The sequence below is a fragment of the Pseudomonas sp. LBUM1646 genome, assembly GCF_059716165.1.
Genome location: NZ_CP166810.1, coordinates 1,653,230 through 1,678,532 on the forward strand (window position 1 = coordinate 1,653,230; position 25,303 = coordinate 1,678,532).

The 25,303-nt window shown below is 59.0% G+C and carries 18 protein-coding genes; 10 read left to right on the plus strand and 8 right to left on the minus strand.

What is annotated here, in order from left to right:
* Positions 1-88: 88 nt before the first annotated feature.
* Complete coding sequence (locus tag ACA071_RS07370) at positions 89-589, plus strand: DUF2442 domain-containing protein (protein WP_497643760.1); 501 nt, start codon at positions 89-91, stop codon at positions 587-589.
* On the opposite strand, the gene ACA071_RS07375 is transcribed toward ACA071_RS07370, so the two are convergent.
* A complete protein-coding gene (locus ACA071_RS07375; protein ID WP_497643761.1) occupies positions 586-1,662 on the minus strand; it encodes a DUF748 domain-containing protein in 1,077 nt (358 codons plus the stop codon). The two genes, ACA071_RS07370 and ACA071_RS07375, sit on opposite strands and share 4 nt — an antisense overlap.
* Before the next feature lie 127 nt (positions 1,663-1,789).
* Here ACA071_RS07375 and cysK point away from each other — a divergent pair, with 127 nt between their 5' ends.
* The 5 genes from cysK (at position 1,790) to ACA071_RS07400 (ending at position 7,378) form a co-directional block, all read left to right on the plus strand.
* Positions 1,790-2,764, plus strand: a complete 975-nt coding sequence (gene cysK, locus ACA071_RS07380) for a cysteine synthase A (RefSeq protein WP_497643762.1) — start codon at positions 1,790-1,792, stop codon at positions 2,762-2,764.
* A gap of 266 nt (positions 2,765-3,030) precedes the next feature.
* A complete protein-coding gene (locus ACA071_RS07385; RefSeq protein ID WP_497643763.1) occupies positions 3,031-3,969 on the plus strand; it encodes an aspartyl/asparaginyl beta-hydroxylase domain-containing protein in 939 nt (312 codons plus the stop codon).
* Positions 3,970-4,189: 220 nt separating this feature from the next.
* Entirely contained in the window at positions 4,190-5,437 is a 1,248-nt protein-coding gene (locus ACA071_RS07390) for a TerD family protein (RefSeq protein WP_497643764.1), read from the plus strand.
* A 425-nt stretch (positions 5,438-5,862) separates the two neighbouring features.
* Positions 5,863-6,726, plus strand: coding sequence for a DMT family transporter (locus tag ACA071_RS07395; protein ID WP_497643765.1), 864 nt, complete (start codon positions 5,863-5,865; stop codon positions 6,724-6,726).
* Positions 6,727-7,075: 349 nt separating this feature from the next.
* Positions 7,076-7,378, plus strand: a complete 303-nt coding sequence (locus tag ACA071_RS07400; protein ID WP_497643766.1) for a hypothetical protein — start codon at positions 7,076-7,078, stop codon at positions 7,376-7,378.
* A 60-nt stretch (positions 7,379-7,438) separates the two neighbouring features.
* Here the strand turns inward: ACA071_RS07400 and ACA071_RS07405 are convergent, their stop codons facing one another.
* Entirely contained in the window at positions 7,439-8,347 is a 909-nt protein-coding gene (locus ACA071_RS07405) for a DMT family transporter (RefSeq protein ID WP_497643767.1), read from the minus strand.
* Positions 8,348-8,504: 157 nt separating this feature from the next.
* Here ACA071_RS07405 and aceK point away from each other — a divergent pair, with 157 nt between their 5' ends.
* On the plus strand, positions 8,505-10,226 hold the full coding sequence (gene aceK / locus ACA071_RS07410; protein WP_497643768.1) for a bifunctional isocitrate dehydrogenase kinase/phosphatase: 1,722 nt from the start codon (positions 8,505-8,507) through the stop codon (positions 10,224-10,226).
* 257 nt (positions 10,227-10,483) lie between these two features.
* A complete protein-coding gene (gene hrpA, locus ACA071_RS07415; RefSeq protein ID WP_497643769.1) occupies positions 10,484-14,395 on the plus strand; it encodes an ATP-dependent RNA helicase HrpA in 3,912 nt (1,303 codons plus the stop codon).
* A gap of 250 nt (positions 14,396-14,645) precedes the next feature.
* Here hrpA and ACA071_RS07420 read toward each other — a convergent pair whose 3' ends face one another.
* A complete protein-coding gene (locus ACA071_RS07420) occupies positions 14,646-15,815 on the minus strand; it encodes an IS4 family transposase (protein ID WP_497641581.1) in 1,170 nt (389 codons plus the stop codon).
* Positions 15,816-16,290: 475 nt separating this feature from the next.
* Between ACA071_RS07420 and ACA071_RS07425 the strand changes: the two genes are divergently transcribed.
* Positions 16,291-17,412 (plus strand): beta-ketoacyl-ACP synthase III, encoded by a 1,122-nt coding sequence (locus ACA071_RS07425; protein ID WP_497643770.1) that lies wholly within the window; start codon positions 16,291-16,293, stop codon positions 17,410-17,412.
* A 223-nt stretch (positions 17,413-17,635) separates the two neighbouring features.
* Here ACA071_RS07425 and ACA071_RS07430 read toward each other — a convergent pair whose 3' ends face one another.
* The gene (locus ACA071_RS07430) at positions 17,636-18,967 is read right to left on the minus strand and encodes a putative porin (RefSeq protein ID WP_497643771.1); all 1,332 of its coding nucleotides are present in this window, start codon (positions 18,965-18,967) and stop codon (positions 17,636-17,638) included.
* A gap of 281 nt (positions 18,968-19,248) precedes the next feature.
* Here ACA071_RS07430 and ACA071_RS07435 point away from each other — a divergent pair, with 281 nt between their 5' ends.
* Positions 19,249-20,373: a GNAT family N-acetyltransferase gene (locus ACA071_RS07435; protein ID WP_497645280.1), complete on the plus strand. Its 1,125-nt coding sequence runs from the start codon at positions 19,249-19,251 to the stop codon at positions 20,371-20,373.
* A gap of 615 nt (positions 20,374-20,988) precedes the next feature.
* Here the strand turns inward: ACA071_RS07435 and aqpZ are convergent.
* From aqpZ to ACA071_RS07455, 4 genes are all read right to left on the minus strand, one after another.
* Positions 20,989-21,684 carry an aquaporin Z gene (gene aqpZ / locus ACA071_RS07440; RefSeq protein ID WP_497643772.1) on the minus strand — a complete coding sequence of 232 codons (696 nt, stop codon included), beginning with the start codon at positions 21,682-21,684 and terminating at the stop codon, positions 20,989-20,991.
* Positions 21,685-22,012: 328 nt separating this feature from the next.
* The gene (locus ACA071_RS07445; RefSeq protein WP_497643773.1) at positions 22,013-23,845 is read right to left on the minus strand and encodes an ABC transporter ATP-binding protein; all 1,833 of its coding nucleotides are present in this window, start codon (positions 23,843-23,845) and stop codon (positions 22,013-22,015) included.
* 85 nt (positions 23,846-23,930) lie between these two features.
* Positions 23,931-24,491, minus strand: coding sequence for a peptidylprolyl isomerase (locus tag ACA071_RS07450; protein WP_497643774.1), 561 nt, complete (start codon positions 24,489-24,491; stop codon positions 23,931-23,933).
* 3 nt (positions 24,492-24,494) lie between these two features.
* Complete coding sequence (locus ACA071_RS07455) at positions 24,495-25,298, minus strand: alpha/beta fold hydrolase (RefSeq protein ID WP_497643775.1); 804 nt, start codon at positions 25,296-25,298, stop codon at positions 24,495-24,497.
* Positions 25,299-25,303 lie beyond the last annotated feature (5 nt).

Below are 25,303 nucleotides of genomic sequence, written 5' to 3' on the forward strand. Positions count from 1 at the left end.
ACTCAGACTCGGCGCAAGGCCAGCATTCAGGTATCGCCGATTTGGCGATAGCTTTTGCGGCATGTTTGACGCTCAAGGACTGGAAACGATGTTACCCATGAAACGACCGCGCTTGACGGCGGTAAAGGCGCTGCCGGGTTACTGCTTGGCGCTGACCTTTATAGACGGGCAGCAAATGACGCTTAATTTGAGCCGCGATTTGTACGCCTACCCAGGATTACAACCGTTACTTGAGGATCACGTCTTTGAAGGTGCCGCCCTCGGCGATGATGGCTGGACGGTGGAATGGACCGAGCCGGATATTCAAATTGGCGCGGACACTTTGTATTTGGATGCGCTCTCGCAAAACGCTATGGACGAAAACACCCGCATCTTCATCAATTGGCGCGCTCGCTCCGGGTTACCCTTGAATAAGGCCGCCGAAGCGCTGGGGGTCAGTGCCCGCAGTATCAGCCGCTACAGCAGCGGACGCGAAGCGGTGCCACGGTCGTTGGCCCTGGCCTGTCTGGGCTGGGACTCTTTGCAGCAACGTTCACCATTGGCGGCGGCCGAGGAAACCGGTCGCTACACCGTCACCCGCAAACCTTAACCCTTATCCGGCTTCGGCTGTTCATACCGCGCATTGAACGCCTGGACGAAACCATTACGCAAAATCTGCAAAAACGCCTGGAACGCGCTGATATCTTGCTGGTGTACGTTGCCACTGAGTTCGACCCGGGTGGCGAACTGGTTCTTGCGCTGGTTCTTCAACACCGTTTCCGAGCCACCGACGATGGCTTCCCAGACGGAGCGCAAAATCCCTTTGTTCTTGTTCTCGACATCCTGCTGCCAATTGAACACTTCGACGTCCCGCAGCAGTGGCTTGATGTAACCCTTGAGCTGACCTTTGTTGGCTTCGGCTTCGATCACCACGTCGCCGTGGCCGGCGTTGAAGTCGAATTTTCCGTAGGCCGAAGCGAAGTCGTTCAGGCGTTTGAGTTCGATGTTCTTGGCCCGCAGGCGGAATTCGAAGTCTTCGAAATTGCTCAAGGGATCGAAGGTGGCAGTGGTTTCCAGCGGCGCGTGGCCCAACAGCAGTGCCTTGCCTTCGAAACGGGCGTCGCGCTTGCCTTCGGTGTCGACCACGTTGGTCAGGTTATAAAGGCTGGCGTTCACCTGGGTGGCGTTCATGTTCACCGGCGGGTTGGAGTTGAAGTTGCGAAAGCTGACTTTGCCGTCGTTGATCCGCACTTCGTTCAGTGTGATTGGCAGCAATTTGCTCAGTTGCGCACGCCAGTCAGTGCCGCGACCGGTCTGGGAGTTCTGCTTATTGGCGCCGCCATCGACGAAGTTCACTTCGGGGTGAATGAACTGCACCTCGGCCACCACGGCATGGTCGTACCAGAGCGAATGCCAACTGACCGAAAGGTCGATCAACGGCGCATTGACGAAGGGCACCGGGACTTTGCCATCGACCTTGACGATCTTCAGCCCGTTGATCTTGTAGGCGCCGCGCCACAGTGCCAGGTCCACATCGGTGATCTGGCCACGGTAATCGCCCATATCGGCCAGCTTGTCGTTGAGGTAATTGCGCACCAGGTAGGGCAGGGCGATGTGCAGGGCAACCAGCAGCACAACGAGGCCGGCGAGAGTCCCCAGAGGCCAACTGTATCGACGCTTCATGATGGCAATTCCTTGACGATATAAAGCCATTGACTGCTGCCGTCAGCGGACGTTCGACCTGACTGGACGACCACTGGCAACAGGCATACCTTGAACAGCTAATTCAACGCTGCATAAGGACCCAGCCATGAGCCGTATTTTCGCTGACAACGCCCATTCCATCGGTAATACGCCGCTGGTGCAGATCAATCGCATCGCGCCTCGCGGGGTGACCATCCTGGCCAAGATCGAGGGGCGCAACCCCGGTTATTCGGTCAAGTGCCGGATCGGCGCGAACATGATCTGGGACGCCGAAGGCACCGGCAAACTCAAGCCTGGCATGACCATCGTGGAGCCGACTTCGGGCAATACCGGCATCGGCCTGGCCTTTGTGGCCGCCGCCCGTGGTTACAAGCTGATGCTGACCATGCCGGCGTCCATGAGTATCGAGCGGCGCAAGGTGCTGAAGGCGCTGGGGGCCGAACTGGTGCTGACCGAGCCAGCCAAGGGCATGAAAGGCGCGATCGAAAAGGCCGCCGAAATTCTCGCCAGCGACCCGGCCAAGTACTTCATGCCGGCGCAGTTCGAAAACCCGGCCAACCCGGCCATTCACGAAAAGACCACCGGCCCGGAAATCTGGAACGACACCGACGGCGCAGTCGATGTGCTGGTGGCCGGCGTCGGAACCGGTGGAACCATTACCGGCGTTTCGCGGTATATCAAGAATACCCAGGGCAAACCGATTATCTCGGTGGCCGTGGAACCGGTGTCGTCGCCGGTGATTACCCAGAAGCTGGCTGGTGAAGAGATCAAGCCGAGCCCGCACAAGATCCAAGGCATTGGCGCCGGGTTTGTGCCGAAGAACCTCGATTTATCCATTGTCGACCGGGTCGAACTGGTGACCGACGACGAATCCAAGGCCATGGCCCTGCGCCTGATGCAGGAAGAAGGGATTTTGTGCGGGATCTCTTGCGGCGCGGCGATGGCGGTGGCGGTGCGCCTGGCCGAAACCCCGGAAATGCAGGGCAAGACCATCGTCGTGATCCTGCCGGACTCCGGCGAGCGATACCTGTCGAGCATGTTGTTCAGCGATCTGTTTACCGAGGCGGAGAACCAACAATAAAAATCAAAAGATCGGCGCCCACAGGTACATAGGAGCTGCCGAAGGCTGCGATCTGTTGATCTGGTTTTTGATCTTGCAAAAAGAAGGCTGATTCAGGTCAGCCTTCGTTCAGGAACCTTATGTTAATAAGTGCTTTGTTGCGCAATCCTTAACGCTGTTTGTTCAGATATGTGGGTTTTTCCCCGGTCCGGTAGTGGGTATCATGGCCGGCTGCCACGTCGGGTAAATGGCGCGGTGCAAAGTTGCTTATTCTCAAGGAGTCGTTGATGACCTTTTCCCTGGCCGCGAAAGCGTCGGTGTTGTTGTTATTCCTCGGCAGCACTCTCTATGTGCATTTGCGTGGCAAGGCGCGTTTGCCGGTCCTGCGGCAATTCGTCAACCATTCGGCGCTGTTCGCACCCTACAACGCCCTGATGTACCTGTTTTCCGGCGTTCCGTCCAAACCCTACCTTGATCGCAGCAAGTTCCCGGAACTGGATGTGCTGCGGGACAACTGGGAAGTCATCCGCGACGAAGCCATGCACCTGTTCGACGAGGGCTACATCCGCGCCGCCGAAAAGAACAACGACGCCGGATTCGGCTCGTTCTTCAAGAAGGGCTGGAAGCGTTTCTACCTCAAGTGGTACGACAAGCCTTTGCCATCGGCCGAAGCCCTGTGCCCGAAAACCGTAGCGCTGGTCAGCAGCATCCCGAATGTCAGAGGCGCGATGTTTGCCCTGTTGCCGGGCGGCAGCCATCTCAACCCGCACCGCGACCCGTTCGCCGGCTCCCTGCGTTATCACCTGGGGCTGTCGACGCCGAACTCCGACGATTGCCGCATCTTCGTTGACGGTCAGGTCTACGCCTGGCGCGATGGCGAAGACGTGATGTTCGACGAGACCTACGTGCATTGGGTCAAGAATGAAACCGAGAAGACTCGGGTCATCCTGTTCTGCGATATTGAACGGCCGCTGAGCAACCGCATTATGACCCGCATCAACCGCTGGGTCAGTGGCCTGCTGGGCCGCGCCACCGCACCGCAGAATCTGGACGATGAACGCGTCGGCGGGATCAACCAGGTTTACGCCTGGAGCAAGAACTCCAGTGACAAGTTCAGCGGTGTGATCAAACAGTGGAAACGCCGTCATCCCAAGGCTTACCGCGTATTACGACCGGTACTGGCGGTGGTGGTGCTGACGTTGTTGGGGTATTGGTTGTTTGGTTAAACCCGCCACTGAACAAAAAACCGCTCTGTATGAGCGGTTTTTTTATGAGAGTCAGTCAGTGCACAAAGCGCCACAGACCGACACAAGCCGTTAAACTCCCTCCCGGCGGTACGGCCCTGAACCACAGGCTTTTCCCTTGGCTGGCTCGCGCACTCCCTCAATGAAGGCGCAGCACACCTGCAGTGTGCTGCCATACACCCCATGGAATAGGCGACTCCCCTTGAATCAATCCCTCAAGCCCGGCGAAAACACCACCCTCAGCCTGCCCAAAGGGCACGTCGTGGTCACCCATGCGGCCGGTGACAATCTGGACGTTAACCTCACGGCTTTCCTGGTCACCGAAACCGGCAAAGTGACGGATGACAGCGACATGGTGTTCTTCAACGCACCGGAACACGCGTCCGGTGCCGCCATGTTCATTGCCCCGGTTACGCAAAGCGGCACCGTCAGCCACCGCATCGGTTTTGATCTGTCGCGTCTGCCGGCCAGTATCACCAAGATCGCCATCACCCTGACGCAAGATGGCAGTGCCAGTGGTTTTGCGGCGGTCAAGGACCTGCGCGCCCAAGTGATTGTCGGCGATCAGGTGCTGGAACTCGCACCTGGGGCGTTTTCCCAGGAGACCGGCATTATCGTGCTCGAGTTGTACGTTCGAAACGGCCAGATGAAGGCGCGCTCGGTATGGCAGGGGTTCGCTTCGGGCCTTTCCGGGCTCTGCGGTCTCTACGGGATTGAAGTCGACGATGCACCTGCCCCGGTAGCCGCACCGACACCCGCCGCCAAACCGGTCAATATCGTCAAGTCGGTCATCACCCTGGACAAGCCAGGCACCAGCCACAAGGTGTCCCTGGAAAAAGGCCCGACCGCACCGAAGGTCATCCGGGTCAGTGCGACCTGGGTGGATAACGGCGATGGCGAGGACAATGACGATCTCGACCTGCGGATCGGCATCCTGCGGCCGGATGGCCGGATGTCCATCATCCAGGCGCCCGACAAGAGCGGTGCCTTTGACATCGACCCTTTCGTGTTCCACACCGGCGACGTGGTCAGCGCCAGTGCGTCGGCGCCGGGCATCGAAACGGTCGAAATCAACCCGAACATCTCCCAACGCATGGGCGGCAAGGTCGCGCTGGTCTGCAGCGTCTACTCCGCAGTGGATAACGGCGCCGTTTCGGTGGCTTCGCTGAAACCGAAAATGCGCATGGAATACGGTGACCAGGTCGTCGAATGCGCCTTTGAGTTCAAGGACGGTTTTTTCAGCAGTGCGATCTACACCTACGTGATTGGCCTGATCGAGATCGATCTGGATCACATTGAACTGAGCCCGTCCGGCAAGACCTCCAAGAGCACCAGCGAAGCGACCCCCTGGCTGTCGCGCAAGGGTGACAAACTGGAGATCACCATGGATGGCCCCGCCGTGTTTAAAGGCCATCCGCCGGAAAACAGCGGCAACAAACGTTACGTCTAAGTCCCTGTGACGGGCGCGTGGCACTCGTTGAGTTGCCACGCGCCAACGTGACGCCGTGCCGGGCCTTTTCGGCAAGTCATTGCAATCTGTGTCCAGCGCTGGTTATAGTCGGCGCTCGGTGGTCTTGCGACGCACCGTTCTTCCCTTCAAAAAAGATCAGCTCATGCCTGCTTCCCTCATCAACGCGGTAGTCGATTCAGCGGTCAACGCTGACGTCGTGCCGTGCGGGATTCAGCAGCCTGCGCAGATCAGTCATTACCCCCCTCCTGTCAGTAGCACGCCGGTGTGCGCCGTCGTATCACCGCCAGGCGTTGGCATTTCGGGCTGATCAGCTGTTCCTGCTGTTTCCCGTTGCCCGTCTGAAAAAAACTACTGAACTTCAGCTTCGGCTGAGTTGGCTTTTTGCCTGATGACAGGTGGTATTCATGTTTGTCCTTTCGAAAAAAACCGCGCTCGCGGCGGCGTCCACGAGCCTGTTCGTCCTGCTGTGGAGCAGCGGGGCGATCTTCTCCAAATGGGGCCTGGCCCACGCGTCACCGTTTGCCTTTCTGTTGATTCGCTTCACCATCGCCCTGTGCGGGTTGCTGTTGTTGATGCCGCTGCTCAAGCTGAAATTGCCCAAGGGCGGCAAGCCGATGTTGTATGCGATGGCCACGGGCGTGGTGTTGCTGGGGGCTTATCAGATTTTCTATCTGCTGGCCCTGGACCTGAAGGTCACGCCCGGCGTCATGGCGACAATCATGGGCGTGCAGCCGATCCTCACCGTGGTGATCATGGAGCGTCAGCGCTCCGCCAGCCGCCTGTTTGGCCTGGCACTAGGGTTGGCCGGGTTGATCATGGTGGTTTACCAAGGCATCGGTCTGGCCGGGATGTCGCTGGCCGGGATGCTCTTTGGTCTGTTGGCGCTGGCGAGCATGACCTTTGGCTCGATCATGCAAAAACGCATCACCGACAATCCCCTCGGCACGCTGCCGGTGCAGTACTTGGCCGGGCTGTTGCTGTGCGGGATCTTCGTGCCGTTCCAGCCGTTTCATTTCGAGCACAGCACCGGGTTTATCGTGCCGGTGTTGTGGATGGGATTGGTGGTGTCGGTGCTGGCGACGTTGCTGCTGTATCGGCTGATCGCCCGGGGCAATCTGGTGAACGTCACCAGCCTGTTTTACCTGGTGCCGGCGGTGACGGCGGTGATGGATTACCTGATCTTCGGTAATCGGCTGGCGCTGTTGAGCGTGCTGGGGATGCTGCTGATTATTGTCGGGTTGGTGTTTGTGTTTCGTCAGACCCGTTAACGCAGCCTGGTGGTCCTACCGCGAACGTGTGCGCTGTCGCAGCAGCGCACAACTTTCCAAGACGTTTCCTACGACGTACCCTGTTGCCGCGTTTCGGCATCGACCTCTATAGTTTGGGCTCGCGGAAAACACCGCGACTGACCTTGGCCGGTCGGTAGGAACGCAACAGTGTCCATAACTCCCTTTCAAACGTTTATGTGTGAAAGGGAGTTTTTATGGCGGCTGTGCGTGGGACACCTTCGGGTGTACCGGTTCCTACCCGGTCGGCCAACCTGCGTACAGCTGCCACCTCTATCGTTTGGCCGCGAAGGGTGGAAGCTCCAACTAATATTTTGTAGGAACTCCACTAATGCACGACCAAATCATGCCGCGTTACCTTCCCATCGACACCTACGACGCCGACAACCCGGTGCTCTACATCAACACCCACCGAGAACTCAGCGACATCGCCGCCTGCGCGATGCACCGCTTCAGCGTGATCCGTGACCTGACCGACACCCTGACCAGCCTCAACCTCACCGGCATTTCCGATTGCGACCTGACCCGCGTCACCCGCGCGGTCCACCTGCTGGCACGCGAAGGGTGCGCCATGCTCAACGTGGTCCAGGCCCGGGCGCGGCAGCGCGAGGATGGGTACAAAGCGGCGGTGTAGCGACCCACCGCTGAACAACCCTGTAGGAGCTGCCGAAGGCTGCTCCTACAGGGGCAGGCTCTAGCGTGAAGCCACTTCCACCGGCTTCACCACCGCCGGTTTCAACACCAGCCACAACGCCGCCGCAATCAACACGCCGCCATAGATGTGCGCCATCGACAACGGCTCATCCAGCAGCAACGCGCCCCACAACACGCCGAACGGCGGGATCATGAAGGTCACGGTCATCGATTTCACCGGGCCGATCGAGCTGAGCAGGCGGAAGTAAACGATGTACGCAAACGCCGTGCAGACCAGGCCCAACCCCAGCAGCGACAACCAGACATTCCAGCCGCCCCAGCTTGCCGGTGGGTTGCTGATCACGCTGTAGCCGAACAGCGGCAACAGGAACAACGTTGCGCCGAGCATGCTGCCCAACGCCGATAAACGACTGTCGAGGCCACCGGCCTGATCCAGCCAGCGACGGGCCAGGAACCCTGCAAAACCGTAGCAAGTGGTGGCGAGCAGGCAGGCGAGGGCGCCCATCAGCAATTGCATATCGAACGCCACCGGACCGGCGCGGGTCAGCACACCGACGCCAAACAGCCCAAGGAACACCCCGCCAAGCTTGGCCGCCGTGAGTTTTTCATGGAAGAACAGACCGCCGATCAGCACACCCATCAACGGTGTGGTGGCATTGAAAATCGCCGAGTAACCGGCCGGCAGCACTTGCGCGGCCACCGAATACAGCGTCGCCGGGATCCCGGAGTTGATCACCCCGAGCAGCATCACGGTCTTGAGTTTGCCTTTGAAATCCCAGCTGATGCGCATCAGCCCGAGGATCACCAGCAAGCCGACCGCCGCAATCGACACCCGGAAAAACGCCGTGGGAATCGTGCCAATCACCGGAGCGATGATGCGCATAAACAGGAAACTCGCGCCCCAGATCGCCGCCAGCGACAGTAAACGGACAATATCGACAGGGCTCACGGTGCACTCCTTCCTTGATGGGGACGGAAGTGTTGCCGAGCGCCTGATCGATGGCAACCGAAAACCGCGCAATTAATTTCGGCTGAAAATTACGCTTCTCCTGTACCCGGTTCACTGGCTAAGCTCAGGGCTCCGAAATTCCCGCAGAGGTCTCACCATGCCGCAGCATTGGCCAGCCGCCGATATCGCCCGAAGGATCCTCGATGGCTTTGACGATTACCGCGAGCATTTCCGGCAGATCACCGACGGGGCCCGGGCGCGTTTCGAGCGGGCCCAGTGGCAGGAGACTCAATCGGCGTCGGCGGCGCGGATCAATCTGTATGAAGACAAAGTCGGCGAAACCGTCGAGCGGCTGCGCGATACCTTCGATAGCGAAACGCTGATGGACGTCAGCTGCTGGCCGCTGGTCAAAAGCGCCTACATCACCCTGATCGACCTGCGGTTCGACGATGAACTGTCCGAGACTTGGTACAACTCGATCTTCTGCGGGCTGTTCAGCCATGACCTGATCAGCGACGGCTGCATGTTCATCCACACCACCCGACCGAGCCTGCGCCGGGCCCGGGCGGCGCAAACGCGCACTTACAAGCCTCAAGGGCATTTGTCGGAAATGTTGGCGAGCATCTTTGCCGACTACCGCTTCAGCGAGGATTACGCCGACTTGGCCGGCGACTTGCGCCGCCTCGAAGCGCAATTGCGTGAAAACCTGCCGGACTGGGTCTGCAAGGACCCGGAATTGAGCGTCGAACTGTTCTCCTCGGTGCTTTACCGCAACAAAGGCGCGTACCTGGTGGGGCGCATCTACACCCAGGACGAGCAGTGGCCGCTGGTGATTCCGCTGCTGCACCGCGAAGGGCGCGGGATTCAGATCGATGCGCTGATTACCGATGAAGCCGATGTGTCGATCATCTTCTCGTTCACCCGCTCGTACTTCATGGTCGATGTGCCGGTGCCGGCGGAATTTATCGGTTTCCTCAAGCGCATCCTGCCGGGCAAGCACATTGCCGAGCTGTACACCTCGATCGGCTTCTACAAGCACGGCAAATCGGAGTTCTACCGGGCGCTGATCAACCACCTGGCCAACACCGACGACCAATTCATCATGGCCCCCGGCGTGCGCGGCATGGTGATGAGCGTGTTCACCCTGCCGGGTTTCAACACCGTATTCAAAATCATCAAGGACCGCTTCGCGCCGTCGAAAAACGTCGACCGTGCCACGGTGATCGAGAAGTATCGGCTGGTGAAAAGCGTCGATCGGGTCGGGCGCATGGCCGATACCCAGGAGTTCGCCGACTTCCGTTTCCCGCTGAGCAAGTTCGAACCGGCGTGCCTGGAAGAACTGCTCGATGTAGCGGCGTCCACGGTGTCAGTCGAAGGCGACACCGTACTGATCCGCCACTGCTGGACCGAACGACGGATGACGCCGCTCAACCTGTACCTGGAACACGCCAACGAGGCGCAGGTGCGCGAGGCGCTGGAAGATTACGGCCTGGCGATCAAGCAACTGGCGGCGGCGAACATCTTTCCCGGTGACATGTTGCTGAAGAACTTTGGCGTTACCCGGCACGGGCGCGTGGTGTTTTATGACTATGACGAAATTTGCTTCCTGACCGAGGCCAACTTCCGCCACATCCCGCAACCGCGTACGCCGGAAGATGAGATGGCGTCCGAGCCGTGGTATTCGATCGGGCCGCTGGATGTGTTTCCGGAGGAGTTTCCGCCGTTTCTGTTTGCTGATTCGGGGCAGCGCAAGTTGTTCGATGAACTGCATGGCGAGTTGTACAACGCCGATTACTGGAAAAGCCTGCAGGAGGCGATTCGGGCGGGGAAAGTGATTGATGTGTTCCCGTATCGGCGTAAAGGCCTGGATAACCAATAACCGTTCTGCACGACCCGTAGCAGCTGTCGAGCACCGCGAGGCAGCGTTCGGCTGCGAAGCAGTCGTAAACCCTGTGAATGCGGTCCACGTGTAGCGCTGAGGTGCCTGATTTCACGACTGCTTCGCAGCCGAACGCTGCCTCGCGCTGCTCGACAGCTGCTACAGGGCTGAACGCGGCGGTTACAAGGGATCTCGTTCGTCCTTTAAATCTGCGACAATCCGCACCCTGCGCCACTAGACGACTTATTGCGTACCTGATGACTGACGAATCGCCTTCCATCGACAAACTGCTGAAAAACCTCGATCACGCCATGCTCGCCGACCGCCACCGGCTGCGGCGGCAGTTGCTTGAGCTGCGCAAGAAGCCTGACGAGGCCAAGCTGGCCCAGTGGGTGACGCGCATGCAGGCGTCCTGTGATCAGGTGTTGGCGCGGCGCGCCAGCCTGCCGGTGATTCGTTACGACGACAGTTTGCCGATCGCCGCCAAGCGCGACGAAATCAAAGCCGCGCTGCTCAAGCATCAGGTGCTGATCATTGCCGGCGAAACCGGCTCGGGTAAAACCACCCAGTTGCCGAAAATCTGCCTGGAAATCGGTCGCGGCCAACATGGCCTGATCGGCCACACCCAGCCGCGCCGAATCGCTGCGCGCAGCGTTGCGAGCCGGGTCGCCGAAGAATTGGCCACGCCACTGGGCGCGCTGGTCGGCTATCAGGTGCGGTTCGAGGACCAGAGCGATTCCAACACCCTGATCAAACTGATGACCGACGGCATCCTGCTGGCGGAAACCCAGAACGACCGCTACCTCGAACGCTACGACACGATCATCGTCGACGAAGCCCACGAACGCAGCCTCAACATCGATTTCCTGCTCGGTTACCTGAAAACCCTGCTGCCGCGCCGCCCGGACCTGAAAGTCATCATCACCTCGGCGACCATCGACCTGGAGCGCTTCTCCAAGCATTTCGATGACGCACCGATTGTCGAAGTCTCGGGCCGGACCTTCCCGGTGGACACCTGGTATCGCCCGCTGACCCTGGAGCAGGACGAAGAGGGCAACCGCGTCGAGGACGACTTGACCGTGGATCAGGCGATCCTCGCCACCCTCGACGAAATCGCCGCGTTCGAACGCAGCGAGCGCAAGAGCCCCGGCGATGTGCTGGTGTTCCTGCCCGGCGAGCGCGAGATTCGCGACGCGGCGGACATGCTGCGCAAGGCCCAACTCAAGCACACAGAGATCCTGCCGCTGTACGCGCGCTTGTCGCCGGCCGAACAACAGCGGATTTTCCAGTCGCACCCAGGCCGCCGCGTGGTGCTGGCGACCAACGTCGCTGAGACTTCGCTGACGGTGCCGGGCATTCGCTACGTGATCGACAGCGGCACCGCGCGCATCAGCCGCTACAGCTACCGCGCCAAGGTCCAGCGCTTGCCCATCGAAGCGATTTCCCAGGCCAGCGCCAACCAGCGTAAAGGTCGTTGCGGGCGGGTCGAGCCGGGCATTTGTATTCGCCTCTATGGCGAAGAAGATTTCATCGGCCGGCCGGAGTTTACCGACCCGGAAATTCTGCGCACCAACCTCGCCGCCGTTATTTTGCAGATGCTGCACCTGCGCCTCGGCGAGATCACCGATTTCCCGTTTATCGAGCCGCCGGATGGCAAGGCGATCAGCGACGGTTTCAATCTGCTGCAAGAGTTGTCGGCAGTGGACCGCAACAGCCAACTGACCCCGCTCGGTCGCCAGTTGGCGCGGCTGCCGGTGGACCCGCGCATGGGTCGCATGCTGCTGGAAGCGGCGAAACTCGGCAGCTTGCAGGAAGTACTGATCGTCGCCAGCGCCATGTCGATCCAGGACCCGCGCGAACGTCCGCCGGAACGCCAACAAGCGGCGGATCAGGCCCACGCACAGTGGAAAGACGTGGATTCGGACTTCGCCGGGCTGGTCAATCTATGGCGTGGTTTTGAAGAACAGCGCCAGGCGTTGACCGCCAGTCCGCTGCGTAACTGGTGCCGCAAGAATTTCCTCAACTACTTGCGCCTGCGCGAGTGGCGCGACTCCCACCGCCAGTTGAGCCTGATTTGCCGCGACATGCAGTTGAGCCTCAATAAAGAACCGGCGGACTACCCGAAACTGCACAAAGCCGTGCTCTCGGGGCTGCTCAGCCAGATCGGTCAGAAAACCGATGAAGGCGATTACCTCGGCGCCCGTCAGCGGCGTTTCTGGATTCACCCGTCGTCGGGCCTGGGCAAGAAGCGTCCGCAATGGCTGATGGCCGCCGAGCTGGTGGAAACCACCAAGCTCTATGCGCGCATGGTGGCCAAGATTGACGCCGACTGGATCGAACCGTTGGCCGGGCACTTGATCAAGAAAAACCACTTCGAACCCCATTGGGAGAAGAAGCGCGGTCAGGTTGTGGCGTTCGAGCAGATCACTTTGTTCGGGTTGATCGTGGTCGGGCGCCGGCCGGTGCATTACGGGCCGATTGATCCGGTGGTGTCACGCGAGTTTTTCATTCGCGAAGGCCTGGTGCGTGGTGAAATTCAGTCCAAGGCCAAGTGCCTGACGGCCAATGCGCAGTTGCTGGAACAGCTCGACGAACTGGAGGCCAAGGCCCGTCGTCGCGATATTTTGGCCGATGAAGAAACCCTGTTCGCCTTCTACGACGCGCGACTGCCGGCGGAGATTCACCAGACTGCGACGTTCGACAGTTGGTACAAGGTCAACAGCCAGAAAGACCCGCAGCTGCTTATCATGCGCGAAGAAGACGTGCTGGCCCGCGAGGCCAGTGAAGTCACCGCGCTGCATTACCCGGACATCTTGCACATTGGTGATCTGGAGTTGGCGCTCAGTTATCACTTCGAACCCAATCACCCGCGTGACGGCGTGACCCTGCGCGTGCCGGCGCCGCTGTTGCCGATGCTGCCACCGGAACGCCTCGAATGGCTGGTGCCGGGCGTGATCGAGGCCAAGTGCATTGCGCTGGTCCGTAACCTGCCCAAAGCCCTGCGCAAGAACTTCGTGCCGGTGCCGGACTTTGTCAAAGCCGCGTTGCAGCGCATGACCTTTGCCGAGGGCTCGCTGCCTCAGGCACTGGGTCGCGAACTGTTGCGCATGACCGGTGCGCGGGTCAGCGATGAAGCGTGGACGGAGGCTTCGCAACAGGTCGACAGCCACCTGCGGATGAACCTGGAAATCGTCGACGGCCAGGGCAAGTTCCTTGGCGAAGGGCGTGATCTGGCGGAGTTGACCGCTCGATTTGCCGAAGCGAGCCAAGCCGCGTTGGCCGTGCCGCAAACCGCGAAAAACCAGCTACCGGTAGAACCGAAAGTCTTTGCTGCCGTGGCCGAGAAAACCCAGCAGAAGATCGCCGGGCTGTCGATGACGGTGTATCCGGCGTTGGTGGAAGAGAGCGGTACGGTCAAGGAAGGGCGTTTTTCGACCCCGGCTGAGGCCGAGTTCCAGCATCGTCGTGCCTTGCAGCGTTTGTTGATGCAGCAAATGGCCGAGCCGGCGAAATTCCTGCGCGGCAAGTTGCCGGGGCTGACCGAATTGGGCCTGATGTACCGCGAACTGGGGCGCATTGATGCCTTGGTCGAAGACATCCTGCTGGCCAGTCTCGACAGCTGCATTCTCGACGGCGAAGACCCGTTGCCCCGCGATGGCGCCGGGTTGGCCTCGCTGGCCGAGCGCAAGCGCGGCGGCTGGACCGAGCACGCCGAGCGCCTGGCGAAGCTGACGCTGGAGATTCTCAAGCTTTGGCACGGTCTGCAAAAACGCTTCAAGGGCAAGATCGACCTGGCGCAAGCCGTGGCGTTGAATGACATCAAGCAGCAGCTCAGTCATCTGGTGTATCCGGGCTTTGTCCGGGAAACCCCGATGCAGTGGCTCAAGGAGCTGCCGCGTTATCTGAAAGCGGTCGAGCAGCGTTTCGAGAAAATCGGTGCGCAAGTGCAGCGGGATCGGGTCTGGGCCGGCGAATTGTCTGGCCTGTGGACGCAATACCAGACCCGCGCCAACAAACACGCCCAGGAAGGCAAGCGCGATCCGCAGCTGGAACTGTATCGCTGGTGGCTGGAGGAATACCGGGTTTCGCTGTTCGCCCAGCAATTGGGGACCAAGGTGCCGATCTCCGATAAACGCCTGAACAAGCAATGGACCCAGGTCGAGCCATAACCTCTCGCTGATCGTTCCCATGCTCTGCGTGGGAATGCCTCTGGGGACGCTCCGCGTCCAGTAACGCAGAGCGTCACGGGCTGCATTCCCACGCAGGAGCGTGGGAACGATCATCAAAACCTTAACCTGTCGCTGATCGTTCCCATGCTCTGCGTGGGAATGCCTCTGGGGACGCTCCGCGTCCAGTGACGCAGAGCGTCACGGGCTACATTCCCACGCAGGAGCGTCACTAGTGTCCGGTAAACATGTTTCAAAGCTGAAGGTTGCCCTGGGCAGCCTTTAGTTTTTCTTGTTCCTGCCTTCGTCGGTCTTTGAATTCTTGGGTAGCGGGCCGTTCATGCAGGACATGTGCAATCCGCACCGTCAGCTCAAACAACGAGCCGGGAAACCCTGAGCGACGGTGAAAAAGGTGCAGTAACAAGTAGCTGATCAAAGCACTGTAAATCTGCAGGCGAACGGCATTTTCGGAGAAAGCATAGAACCGCTTGAGTTTCAGATGTTGCTTGATCCACTTGAAAAACAACTCGATCTTCCAGCGATTCTTGTACAAACCCGCGATTTCTTCAGCTGTTCTGGCAAAGTCGTTGGTCACCAGGATTAACGGTGTCACGTGCCCTTCGCGTTCAATCACGACACGTCTTACTGGTTCGTCTCGATAGTCATTCACACGTTTGCCACCCAGACGTTTTTTGCCGAACTGAACGACCTCATCACTCATGACCGGGCTTTGTTCGGCAACGGTTGAGTGCTCGTGCAGCACCTCGTAGTTGGCATTTTTCTTAAACCGAGTGACGAAATAAGCACCTTTGCTCTGCAACTGGTACCACCAGTTGTAATCGCAGTAACCTTTGTCAAAGACATAAGTCATGCCGGCCTGAATCGGCATATTCAGCGCATCGCTCATGTCGTTGACGTTGGCGGGGGTAATGTTCACGTACACCGGGGCCAACTGAGCCAGATCCAACCCTACGTGTACCTTGAGGCCTTGTGTGATGCGGGTTTTAGTTGCGGCAGTCCAGTCATCAAAGTGAGGTCCACGCAAGGTAATCGAAGTGGAATCAATCAGACTAACCATGGCGCCGACTTCCTTGCGCTGTTGACGGCCGACACCGCGCAACAGGTTCTCACAGAGGTCTTGGAACGGCCGGTAATCACGCTTGTTCAACGCATCTGACAGGGTCGAGCGGGCAATGGGGCCGGCTTGGAGATGGTAGCTATGCGCAGCCAGCGTTTCGGAGAAAGTCGCCAATGACCGCAGGCTTAAGGCTTGGGTTACATGGCCGCTGACCAGTGTTACCAGCAATTGCCAGGATGTGCAGCGTTTGACGTAGCGATCCGCCTGGTACTTTTCGGTGGATTGCTGGAAGGACGGGCGAGGGATCGCACTGAGCAGTTGGGCTAAACGGGTGCTGGAGAACATGAGTCAAAATCGAGTCTGAAAAATCCGATTATGACTGAAGTCCGCCAACAGCAAGGGGGAGCAAGCTCCCCCTTCAGTTTTTACCGGACACTAGTGACGCAGGAGCGTGGGAACGATCATCAAAACCTTAACCTGTCGCTGATCGTTCCCATGCTCTGCGTGGGAATGCCTCTGGGGACGCTCCGCGTCCAGTAACGCAGAGCGTCACGGGCTGCATTCCCACGCAGGAGCGTGGGAACGATCATCAAGCCCGCTCACACAGGTACGTCGTTGCTCTCGCAAAAGGGGCCAAACCCCAGCGTTTATGGCAAACTTCGCGCCTATAAACGCCGGCCCCGCGATTTTGAGCCTTCACAGGCCCGGGCGGATCGGAATAAAGCGATGCCAGGTTTGATTCCCCAGACGGGAAAAGACCCTTTGTGTGTTGGTACGTCGGTGCCAACGCTTTCTGCCTGAACAGATTAGAGAAACGACCATGCATAACGTCGTCATCAGCGGCACCGGCCTGTACACCCCGGCCAACAGCATCTCCAACGAAGAGCTGGTGCAGTCTTTCAACGCTTACGTCGCGCAATTCAACGCCGACAACGCCGACGCCATCGCGCGCGGCGAGATCGAAGCGTTGACCGAGTCCAGCGCGGCGTTTATTGAAAAAGCCTCCGGCATCAAAAGTCGCTTTGTCATGGACAAGGACGGCATCCTCGACCCGCAACGCATGGCGCCACGCCTGCCGGAGCGTTCCAACGACGAATGGTCGGTGCTGTGCCAGATGGCCATCGGCGCTGCCGAACAAGCCTTGCAGCGCGCCGGCAAGACCGCCGCAGACATCGACGGCGTGATCGTCGCTTGCTCCAACTTGCAACGCGCCTACCCGGCCATTGCCATCGAAGTCCAGGAAGCCCTGGGTATTCAAGGCTTCGGTTTCGACATGAACGTCGCCTGCTCTTCGGCGACCTTCGGTATCCAGGCCGCCACCAACAGCGTGCAACTGGGCCAGGCCCGGGCGATCCTGATGGTCAACCCGGAAGTCTGCACCGGTCACCTGAACTTCCGCGACCGCGACAGCCACTTCATCTTCGGCGATGCCGCCACTGCGGTGATCATCGAACGGGCCGACCTGGCGACTTCCCCGTACCAGTTCGACATTGTCAGCACCAAACTGCTGACCAAGTTCTCCAACAACATCCGCAACAACTTCGGCTTCCTCAACCGCGCGGCGGAAGAGGGCATTGGTGCCAAGGACAAACTGTTCGTGCAGGAAGGCCGCAAGGTGTTCCGCGACGTGTGTCCGATGGTCGCCGAGCTGATCGCCACGCACCTGGACGAAAACAAGCTCAACATCGGCGATGTGAAGCGCTTCTGGCTGCACCAGGCCAACCTCAGCATGAATCACTTGATCGTCAAGAAACTGCTGGGCCGCGAAGCTACTGAAGAAGAAGCACCGGTGATTCTTGATACCTACGCGAATACCAGCTCCGCCGGTTCGGTGATTGCGTTTCACAAAAATCAGGATGATCTGGCAAGCGGTTCGCTGGCGGTGCTCAGCTCGTTTGGCGCCGGGTATTCGATTGGTAGCGTGATTCTGCGCAAGCGCTGAGTTCGTCTTAAAAGATCGCAGCCTGCGGCAGCTCCTACGGGATCGGGTTTCAACTCAATATTGAGGTTGGACTTGATCGGCGTAGGAGCTGCTGCAGGCTGCGATCTTTTTTGCCCAAAAAAAAACTCGCGTTGGCGTATCGGACGGATGATGGGGACCGATACACCAATGCGAGTTTGTAAAAGCAGCCCGGGCTTCCTTGCCCGAGTCGTGTTGCGGTGAATCAGAACTTGGCTTCGGCATCCAGTTGCAGGGTGTTGATGTCCGAGTCGGTCTTCCTGATGCTGGCGTTGGTGTAGTCGGAGTTGGCCATGAAGTACGTCGCGCCAATGGCGAAGTTCTTGTCGATTTCATAGCTGGCTTTCAACTTGCTGCCGCGCGAACCGGTGAAGCCGTTGGCGAAGTCAGAGTCGGTGAAGGCGCCGACCACGGCGTTACGCTGCACGTCGCGGTAGTTGTAATCCACGGCGATCCCGTAGAACTTCGACTTCACACCCGCCAGCCAACCCGTGTCCTGGCCATTGCTGGCTTCGGTGTTGTTGACGTACTGGCCGTACAGCGACAGCGGTACCGGCAGGCCGCCAATATCGATCTGGCCAAAGCCTTCGTACAGTTTAAATTCTTCGTTCGCACTGTTGCCGTTGACGGCCAATGCGCATGGCGCGGTGACGGTGCCGGTGGTCGGGCAGGCGCTGTCCTTGTCGTTGTCGTAGCTGTAGATCGTGCCGCCCACGGTCATTTTCAGGTTGTCGGTGATGGCGAAACGCGCACCCAACTGGCCGGTGTACAGACGCAGGTCGTGCTTGAACTGCACGCCTTCGCCGTCGACGTTGTCCTTGAGGGTGTAATGGCCGGCGCTACCGAACAGCTCGGTGCTGCCGCTCAACGGCATTTTGTAAGTGACGGCCAGACCTTCAGGGTTAATGTCGCTATCCCAGATGATGTCGCCCATGCTCACCCATGGCTGGGCCATCTTGCCGCCGATCAGGTGCAGGTTCTTGATCGCGTCCGGGTGGTAGTCGACGTAGCCCTGGTCCAGCCAGATCTGCTTCTTGTCGAAGTAGTTGTTCAGGTCCTGGTTGGTGGAGCGCGCATCGTCGCTGCTGCCGGTGGCGATACGGATGCCGGTGTCGACTTGCGGGTTGATTTCGCTGTAGGCGCCCAAGCGGGCACGGATGCGCTGGCGATCCTGGTCTTTGCTGTTCGGCACGCCGTCGTTGTGCACGGTTTCTTCACGGAAACGCACGTCGCCCTTGAATTGAGTCTTGGCGGCCCACGCCAGTTTCTGGTCGAAGGTGCTCAGTTCATTGGTTTTCTTCGCGGTCGCGGCGATCTGCTCGTTGGTTTCTTGCTGAGCCTGTTGCGCGATTTGCTGGGTCTTCTGATCCTTCGCCAGTTCGGCCTGCAATTCGGCGTATTGCGCCTGGGAAATCGAGCCGTTTGCCTTGAGCATGTCGAGCAGTTTGGCGTCGACTGCGGCGCTGGCCGGAACGCTCATGGCCAGCATCAGGCCGCCACACAAGGCCGCCGCAGTTTTCGTGGAAGCAAGACGCATATCAATCTCCGAAGATGAAAGGGATGACTGAGCCATCCAGGACACAACCGACCGATGACGGACGGAAAACAGTGACCGGGTAGAACCCGGCGCTCTAAAAACAGGCGCCAGTATCGCGATGGTTTATGACAGTGCAGTGGCAAAGTGATGGCGTCTCGATGACGATACAAATCTTTCATGAACCTTCGTTCTAGAGCGCTGTCGCCGGATGACGGGGTGTGGAATGTGCGGCGATAAGCGATACTCGCCGGGCTGTCACGCGAAGAACTGTGAGAATGCCGATGCCGCTGCAACGTCTGGAAAGTCTGTCCGAAATCGCCCCGCAAACGTGGGACGCGCTGGTACCTGAAAATCAGCCGTTCCTGCGTCACGCCTTCCTCAGCACGTTGGAAGACAGCGGCAGCGTCGGTCCGCATTCCGGTTGGCAGCCCGAGCATTTGCTGCACATTGAAGGCGATCGTTTGATCGCGGCATTGCCCAGTTACCGCAAGTGGCATTCCTACGGCGAATACGTGTTCGATCACGCCTGGGCCGATGCTTGCGCCCGTTCTGGCATCGACTATTACCCCAAGTTGTTGACCGCTGTGCCGTTCAGCCCGGTCAGCGGGCCGCGATTGTTGGCGGTCAATGTCGAGGACGGATTTGAGCTGCTGAAAAGCCTGCCGGGTTATCTGGAGATCGAAGAACTTTCCAGCGCCCACATCAATTTTACCGACCCGTTCACCGACGCGGCGTTGGCCGAGCAACCGGGCTGGTTGCAGCGCATCGGTTGTCAATATCACTGGCAAAACCGCGATTACCGGGACTTCCAGGACTTCCTCGACGCCCTCAGTTCGCGCAAGCGCAAGCAGATGCGCAAAGAACGCGAGCAAGTGGCGGGGCAGGGCATCGAGTTCGAATGGCTTGAGGGCGCGCAACTGACCGAGGCACAGTGGGATTTCGTCTACGCGTGCTACGCCAATACCTACGCGGTACGTCGGCAAACGCCGTACCTGACGCGGGAATTCTTCAGCCTGCTGGCAGAGCGCATGCCGGAATCGATTCGCGTGGTGCTGGCCAAACAAGGCTCACGGCCGGTGGCCATGGCGTTCAGTCTGGTGGGCGGGGACAGTTTCTACGGTCGTTATTGGGGTTGCCTGGCGGAGTACGATCGCCTGCATTTCGAGACTTGCTTCTATCAAGGCATGGATTACGCGATCGCCAACGGCATCCAGCGTTTTGACGCCGGGGCACAGGGCGAGCACAAGTTGATTCGCGGGTTCGAGCCGGTGATCACCCATTCCTGGCATTACTTGCGACATCCGGGGTTGAAAGCGGCGGTTAAAGATTTTTTGCAGCAGGAGCGTGTTGGGGTGTTGGCGTATGCGGAAGAGGCGAGGACTGCATTGCCTTATCGACAGGCTTGATGATTCATTAATATTGCATTCGTTCGTTTCAGGTGCTGTTGGGGGTCAACGAAAAATATACCGGCCTCTATTGTTAGAGGCGCGGTGTTTTAGAAAATTTAATACATGCTAATGTCTTTAACTTGTTTAGGTGAGTTTGGATGTTTTATGGCTTGTGTAAAAGTTGTTTGCTGGAGGTGGTTGCGAGGTTGTTCCATCGAATGCATGTTTTTTGTACGTCACTCCAGTAGGTGCCGGGCCCACACCTCATAGCCATATGCCGAGGCATGGAGGGTTTAGCGAAGGGGCCATTATTCTCTGCTTGGGCTGCGCCCTGAAACAGCCCAATGTTCAGCAATACGCAAAGAGCCAAAATCTTTTTGATCATGAGTATGTCCTGTTATTTGTCTGAAATATTGAACCGGCGGTTCAAGGGGCGGGATATTAACAATGACTTTAAATAAGGGCTAAGAGATGTTTGCTTCTGTTTATGTGGTTTTTTTTCAAGTTGTGTTTGTTAATTGAGTATTGATGAATGAAGTAGCGCGTACTTGATAGTTCTGGTCGATTCACCTGAAACATGTCGAGAAAGCGAAGATTGCCACGGTTGGAAACATGACAATCCTCGCCCAAACCTCAGGTGCCTTCCTTACCCAACCAACGATAAGTCACGCCGCCAACCACCGCCCCCAGCAACGGCGCGACCCAGAACATCCACAACTGCGCGATGGCCCAGCCGCCGACTATCAACGCCGGGCCGGTGCTGCGCGCCGGGTTGACCGAGGTGTTGGTGACGGGAATCGAGATCAGGTGGATCAGCGTCAAGGACAGGCCGATGGCGATCGGTGCCAGCCCGGCCGGGGCGCGTTTGTCGGTAGCCCCGAGGATGATCAGCACAAACATTGCCGTCATCACCAGTTCACAGACAAAGCCTGCGGCCATCGAGTATTTGCCGGGGGAATGCTCGCCGTAGCCGTTGGAGGCCAGGCCCGCCGACAAATCGAAGCCTTCCTTGCCGCTGGCAATGTAGTAGAGCAAGGCCGCCGCGATAATCCCGCCGATCACCTGGGCGATGATGTAGGCCGGCAACTCCCTGGCAGGAAATCGACCGCCAACAAACAGCCCGACCGATACGGCGGGGTTGAGATGACATCCAGAAATATGGCCAATGGCGAACGCCATGGTCAGCACGGTAAGACCAAACGCCAGGGCCACCCCCAGCACCCCGATACCCAACGGCGAAGACGCGGCCAGCACCGCACTGCCGCACCCACCCAACACCAGCCAGAACGTACCTAACAACTCAGTGACTGAACGTTTGAACAGAGACATGAGAGCGTCCTTGATAGGCGACCTATCGAGACTGTATCGCGTGATGCTTCCTGCAGATTTACGACAGGTTCATCTCCAGAACCTTGGCTGAGTACAGCAGGGTTCTGGCGGAAATCCAGCAGCCACGAAAAAACCGCCAGAGCCCATGGTTAAAGGGCTGTGGCGGCTTATTTGTTGAATCAGTGACGTTTTTTATAGCAGCTGCCGAAGGCTGCGTTCGGCTGCGAAGCAGTCGCAAATCAGGCAGCGCAGTGTTTCAGACCGACCGATGACGACTGCTGCGCAGCCGAACGCAGGCTTCGCCAGCTGCTACAAGGGTTCCCACGGCCTAGTCGATCCCGACAAACCCACCCGTCTGGTGCGCCCACAACCGCGCATACAACCCGCCATGGGCCAGCAGTTCGGCGTGGGTACCGGTCTCGGCGATCTTGCCATTTTCCAGCACCACCAACCGGTCCATGCGGGCGATGGTCGAGAGCCGGTGGGCGATGGCGATCACGGTTTTGCCTTGCATGAGGGTTTCCAGGTTTTCCTGGATCGCCGCTTCGACTTCCGAGTCCAGCGCCGAGGTGGCCTCGTCCATGATCAGGATCGGCGCGTCCTTGAGCAGCACTCGGGCGATGGCGATCCGCTGACGCTGGCCGCCGGAGAGTTTCACCCCGCGCTCACCGACGTGCGCATCGAAACCGGTGCGACCTTCGGCGTCCGAGAGCAACGGGATGAACTCGTCGGCCCGGGCCTTGTGCACCGCTTCCCAGAGTTCGGCGTCGGTGGCGTCGGGTCTGCCATAAAGCAGGTTGTCGCGAATCGAGCGGTGCAGGAGCGAGGTGTCCTGGGTGATCATGCCAATGCGCTCGCGCAGGCTTTCCTGACCGACCTCGGCGATGTTCTGGCCGTCGATGAGGATGCGTCCGCCCTCGACGTCGTAGAGGCGCAGCAGCAGGTTGACCAGGGTCGATTTACCGGCGCCGGACGGGCCGATCAAGCCGATTTTCTCGCCGGGTTTGATGTTCAGGTTAAGGCCGCCGATGATGCCTTTCTTCTTGCCGTAGTGGAAATCCACGTGCTCGAAACGCACCTCGCCACGGGCCACGGCCAGCGGTTTGGCCTGGTCGCGGTCGGTGACGCTGACCGGTTGCGCGATGGTCCGCAAACCGTCCTGGACCATGCCGATGTTTTCGAAGATGCCGGTCACCACCCACATGATCCAGCCGGACATGTTGACGATGCGGATCACCAAACCCGTGGCCAGGGCAATCGCGCCCACCGAGATCAGCGACTGCGACCACAGCCACAGCGCCAGGCCGGTGGTGGTGACGATCAGCAAGCCGTTCATGCTGGTGATCGCCACGTCCATGCTGGTGACCACACGGCCAGCCATTTGCGCTTTCTCAGTTTGTTCCTTGATGGCTTCCTTGGCGTACTGCTGTTCGTAATTGGTGTGGGCGAACAGCTTCAACGTGGTGATGTTGGTGTAGCCATCGACGATCCGCCCCATGAGTTTGGAGCGCGCATCGGAGGACTGCACCGAGCGGTCTTTGACCCGTGGCACGAAGTAATAAAGCGCGCCGATGAAACCGGCGATCCAGGTGGTCAACGGGATCATCAGGCGCCAGTCGGCTTCGGCAAACAGCACCAGCGCGCTGATCGCGTAGATCAACACATGCCACAGCGCGTCCACGGCTTGTACGGCGGAGTCGCGCAGGGCGTTGCCGGTTTGCATGATGCGCTGGGCGATGCGCCCGGCGAAGTCGTTCTGGAAGAAATTCAGGCTCTGCTTGAGCACGTAGCGGTGGTTCTGCCACAGGATCAGGCTGGTCATGCCGGGGGTCAGGGTCTGGTGCACCAGCAGGTCATGCAGGCCGAAGAAAATCGGGCGCAGCACCAGGGTGACCACCACCATCCAGGTCAGTTCGAGGGCGTGGTCCTGGAAGAAATTCGGGTTCGGCGCGCCTTGCGCCAGGTCGATGATGCGGCTCAGGTAATTGAACAGCGCGACTTCGATCAGCGAGGCGAACAGCCCGACGACCAGCAGGGCGGCGAAACTCGGCCAGACCTGCTTCAGATAATAGGTATAGAAAGGGAGAACCCGATCCGGCGGAGCCGCCGTCGGTGCATCGCGGAAGATGTCGATCAGTTTTTCAAAACGGCGATAAAGCATTGGTTCTCCGCCCGCGCTGGGGCTCTCCTTTGAACAGTGTGAGCGGCACCGCAGGGCGGCAACCGCTCAAGACATCCTGTGAAGCTTAGTCGATGACTTTGGCCGACTTGATGAACACAGGATCGGCGGGTACGTCTTTCATGCCGCCGCGAGTAGTGGTTGGCGTGTTGACGATGATGTCCACCACGTCCATGCCTTTGACGACTTTGCCGAAGACTGCATAGCCATCGCCGCTGTCGAGGAAGTCGTTGTCTTTTACGTTGACGAAGAACTGGCTGGTGGCCGAATCCGGAGCGGATGTACGAGCCATGGACAGCGTGCCACGCACGTTATGCAGGCCACTTGTCTTGAACTCGTTCTTGATCGGCGCCTTGGTGTCTTTCTGCTGCATTTGTTGAGTAAAGCCGCCGCCCTGGACCATGAAGCCCGGGATCACGCGGTGAAAAATCGTGTTGTTGTAGAAGCCACTGTTGACGTAATCAAGGAAGTTTTTGGTACTGATCGGCGCCTTGACCGGGTCCAGTTCGATTTCGATCTGGCCATTGGTGGTGTCCAGCAGCACATGCGGCGCCTTGGCGGGCGTGGCGGCCATCAGGTTGGCGGCAAACAGTACGGAGCCGGCGACGAGGGCGATTTTTTTCAGCATGGGTCAGTGATCCTGAGTAGTGGTGTCGACTGCGGTGAGAAACTCGAGCAGGGTTTGGTTAAAGCGTTCGGGTTGATCCAGCGGGGTGGCGTGGCGCGAATCGGCGATCACCACCAGCCGCGCATCGGGCAGCAGTTTTACATAGGTTTCTTTCAGTGCGACCGGCGTGTAGTCACGGTCGGCGCTGACAATGAGGGTTGGACAGGCGACCCTGGAAAGTCGTTCCTGAACCCCCCAGCCAACGATGGCATCGAAGCTGGCGAGATAAGCATGTTTGTCGTTTTTTGCCCAGCGCTCGGTCATCTTTTGTCGCAAGTCTGCCTGCTCCGGTTTTGGGAACAGCTTGGCGCCCAGGGCCTTGCCGATGGCGCCGAGGCTGAGCGCGCGCATCAGGCTCCAGCGCTTGAACCACTGCCAGTAGTCGTCGCGGCTGCGCAACTTGACCTCGGGCGAACTGTTGACGATGCACAGGCTTTTAAGCAATTGCGGCTGGTCGGTGGCCAGTTGGAAACCGATCATGCCGCCCATGGACAGGCCCACGTAATGGGCCGGGCCGAGGTTCAGGTGTTCCATCAGCGCGATCAGGTCGGCGCTGAACCCGGCAATGCTGTAACGCTCGCGGGGCTTGTCCGAACGACCGTGGCCGCGCACGTCCGGGACGATCACCCGGTAATGGGCGGATAGCGCCGGGATCTGCATTTCCCAGTCCAGGGTGCTGGAACCCAGCCCGTGGACCAGCAGCAACGGAGCGCCGTGGCCATATTCCTCATAGTGCAGGTTGCAACCTTCATGTTCGAAATAGGCCATGCAAA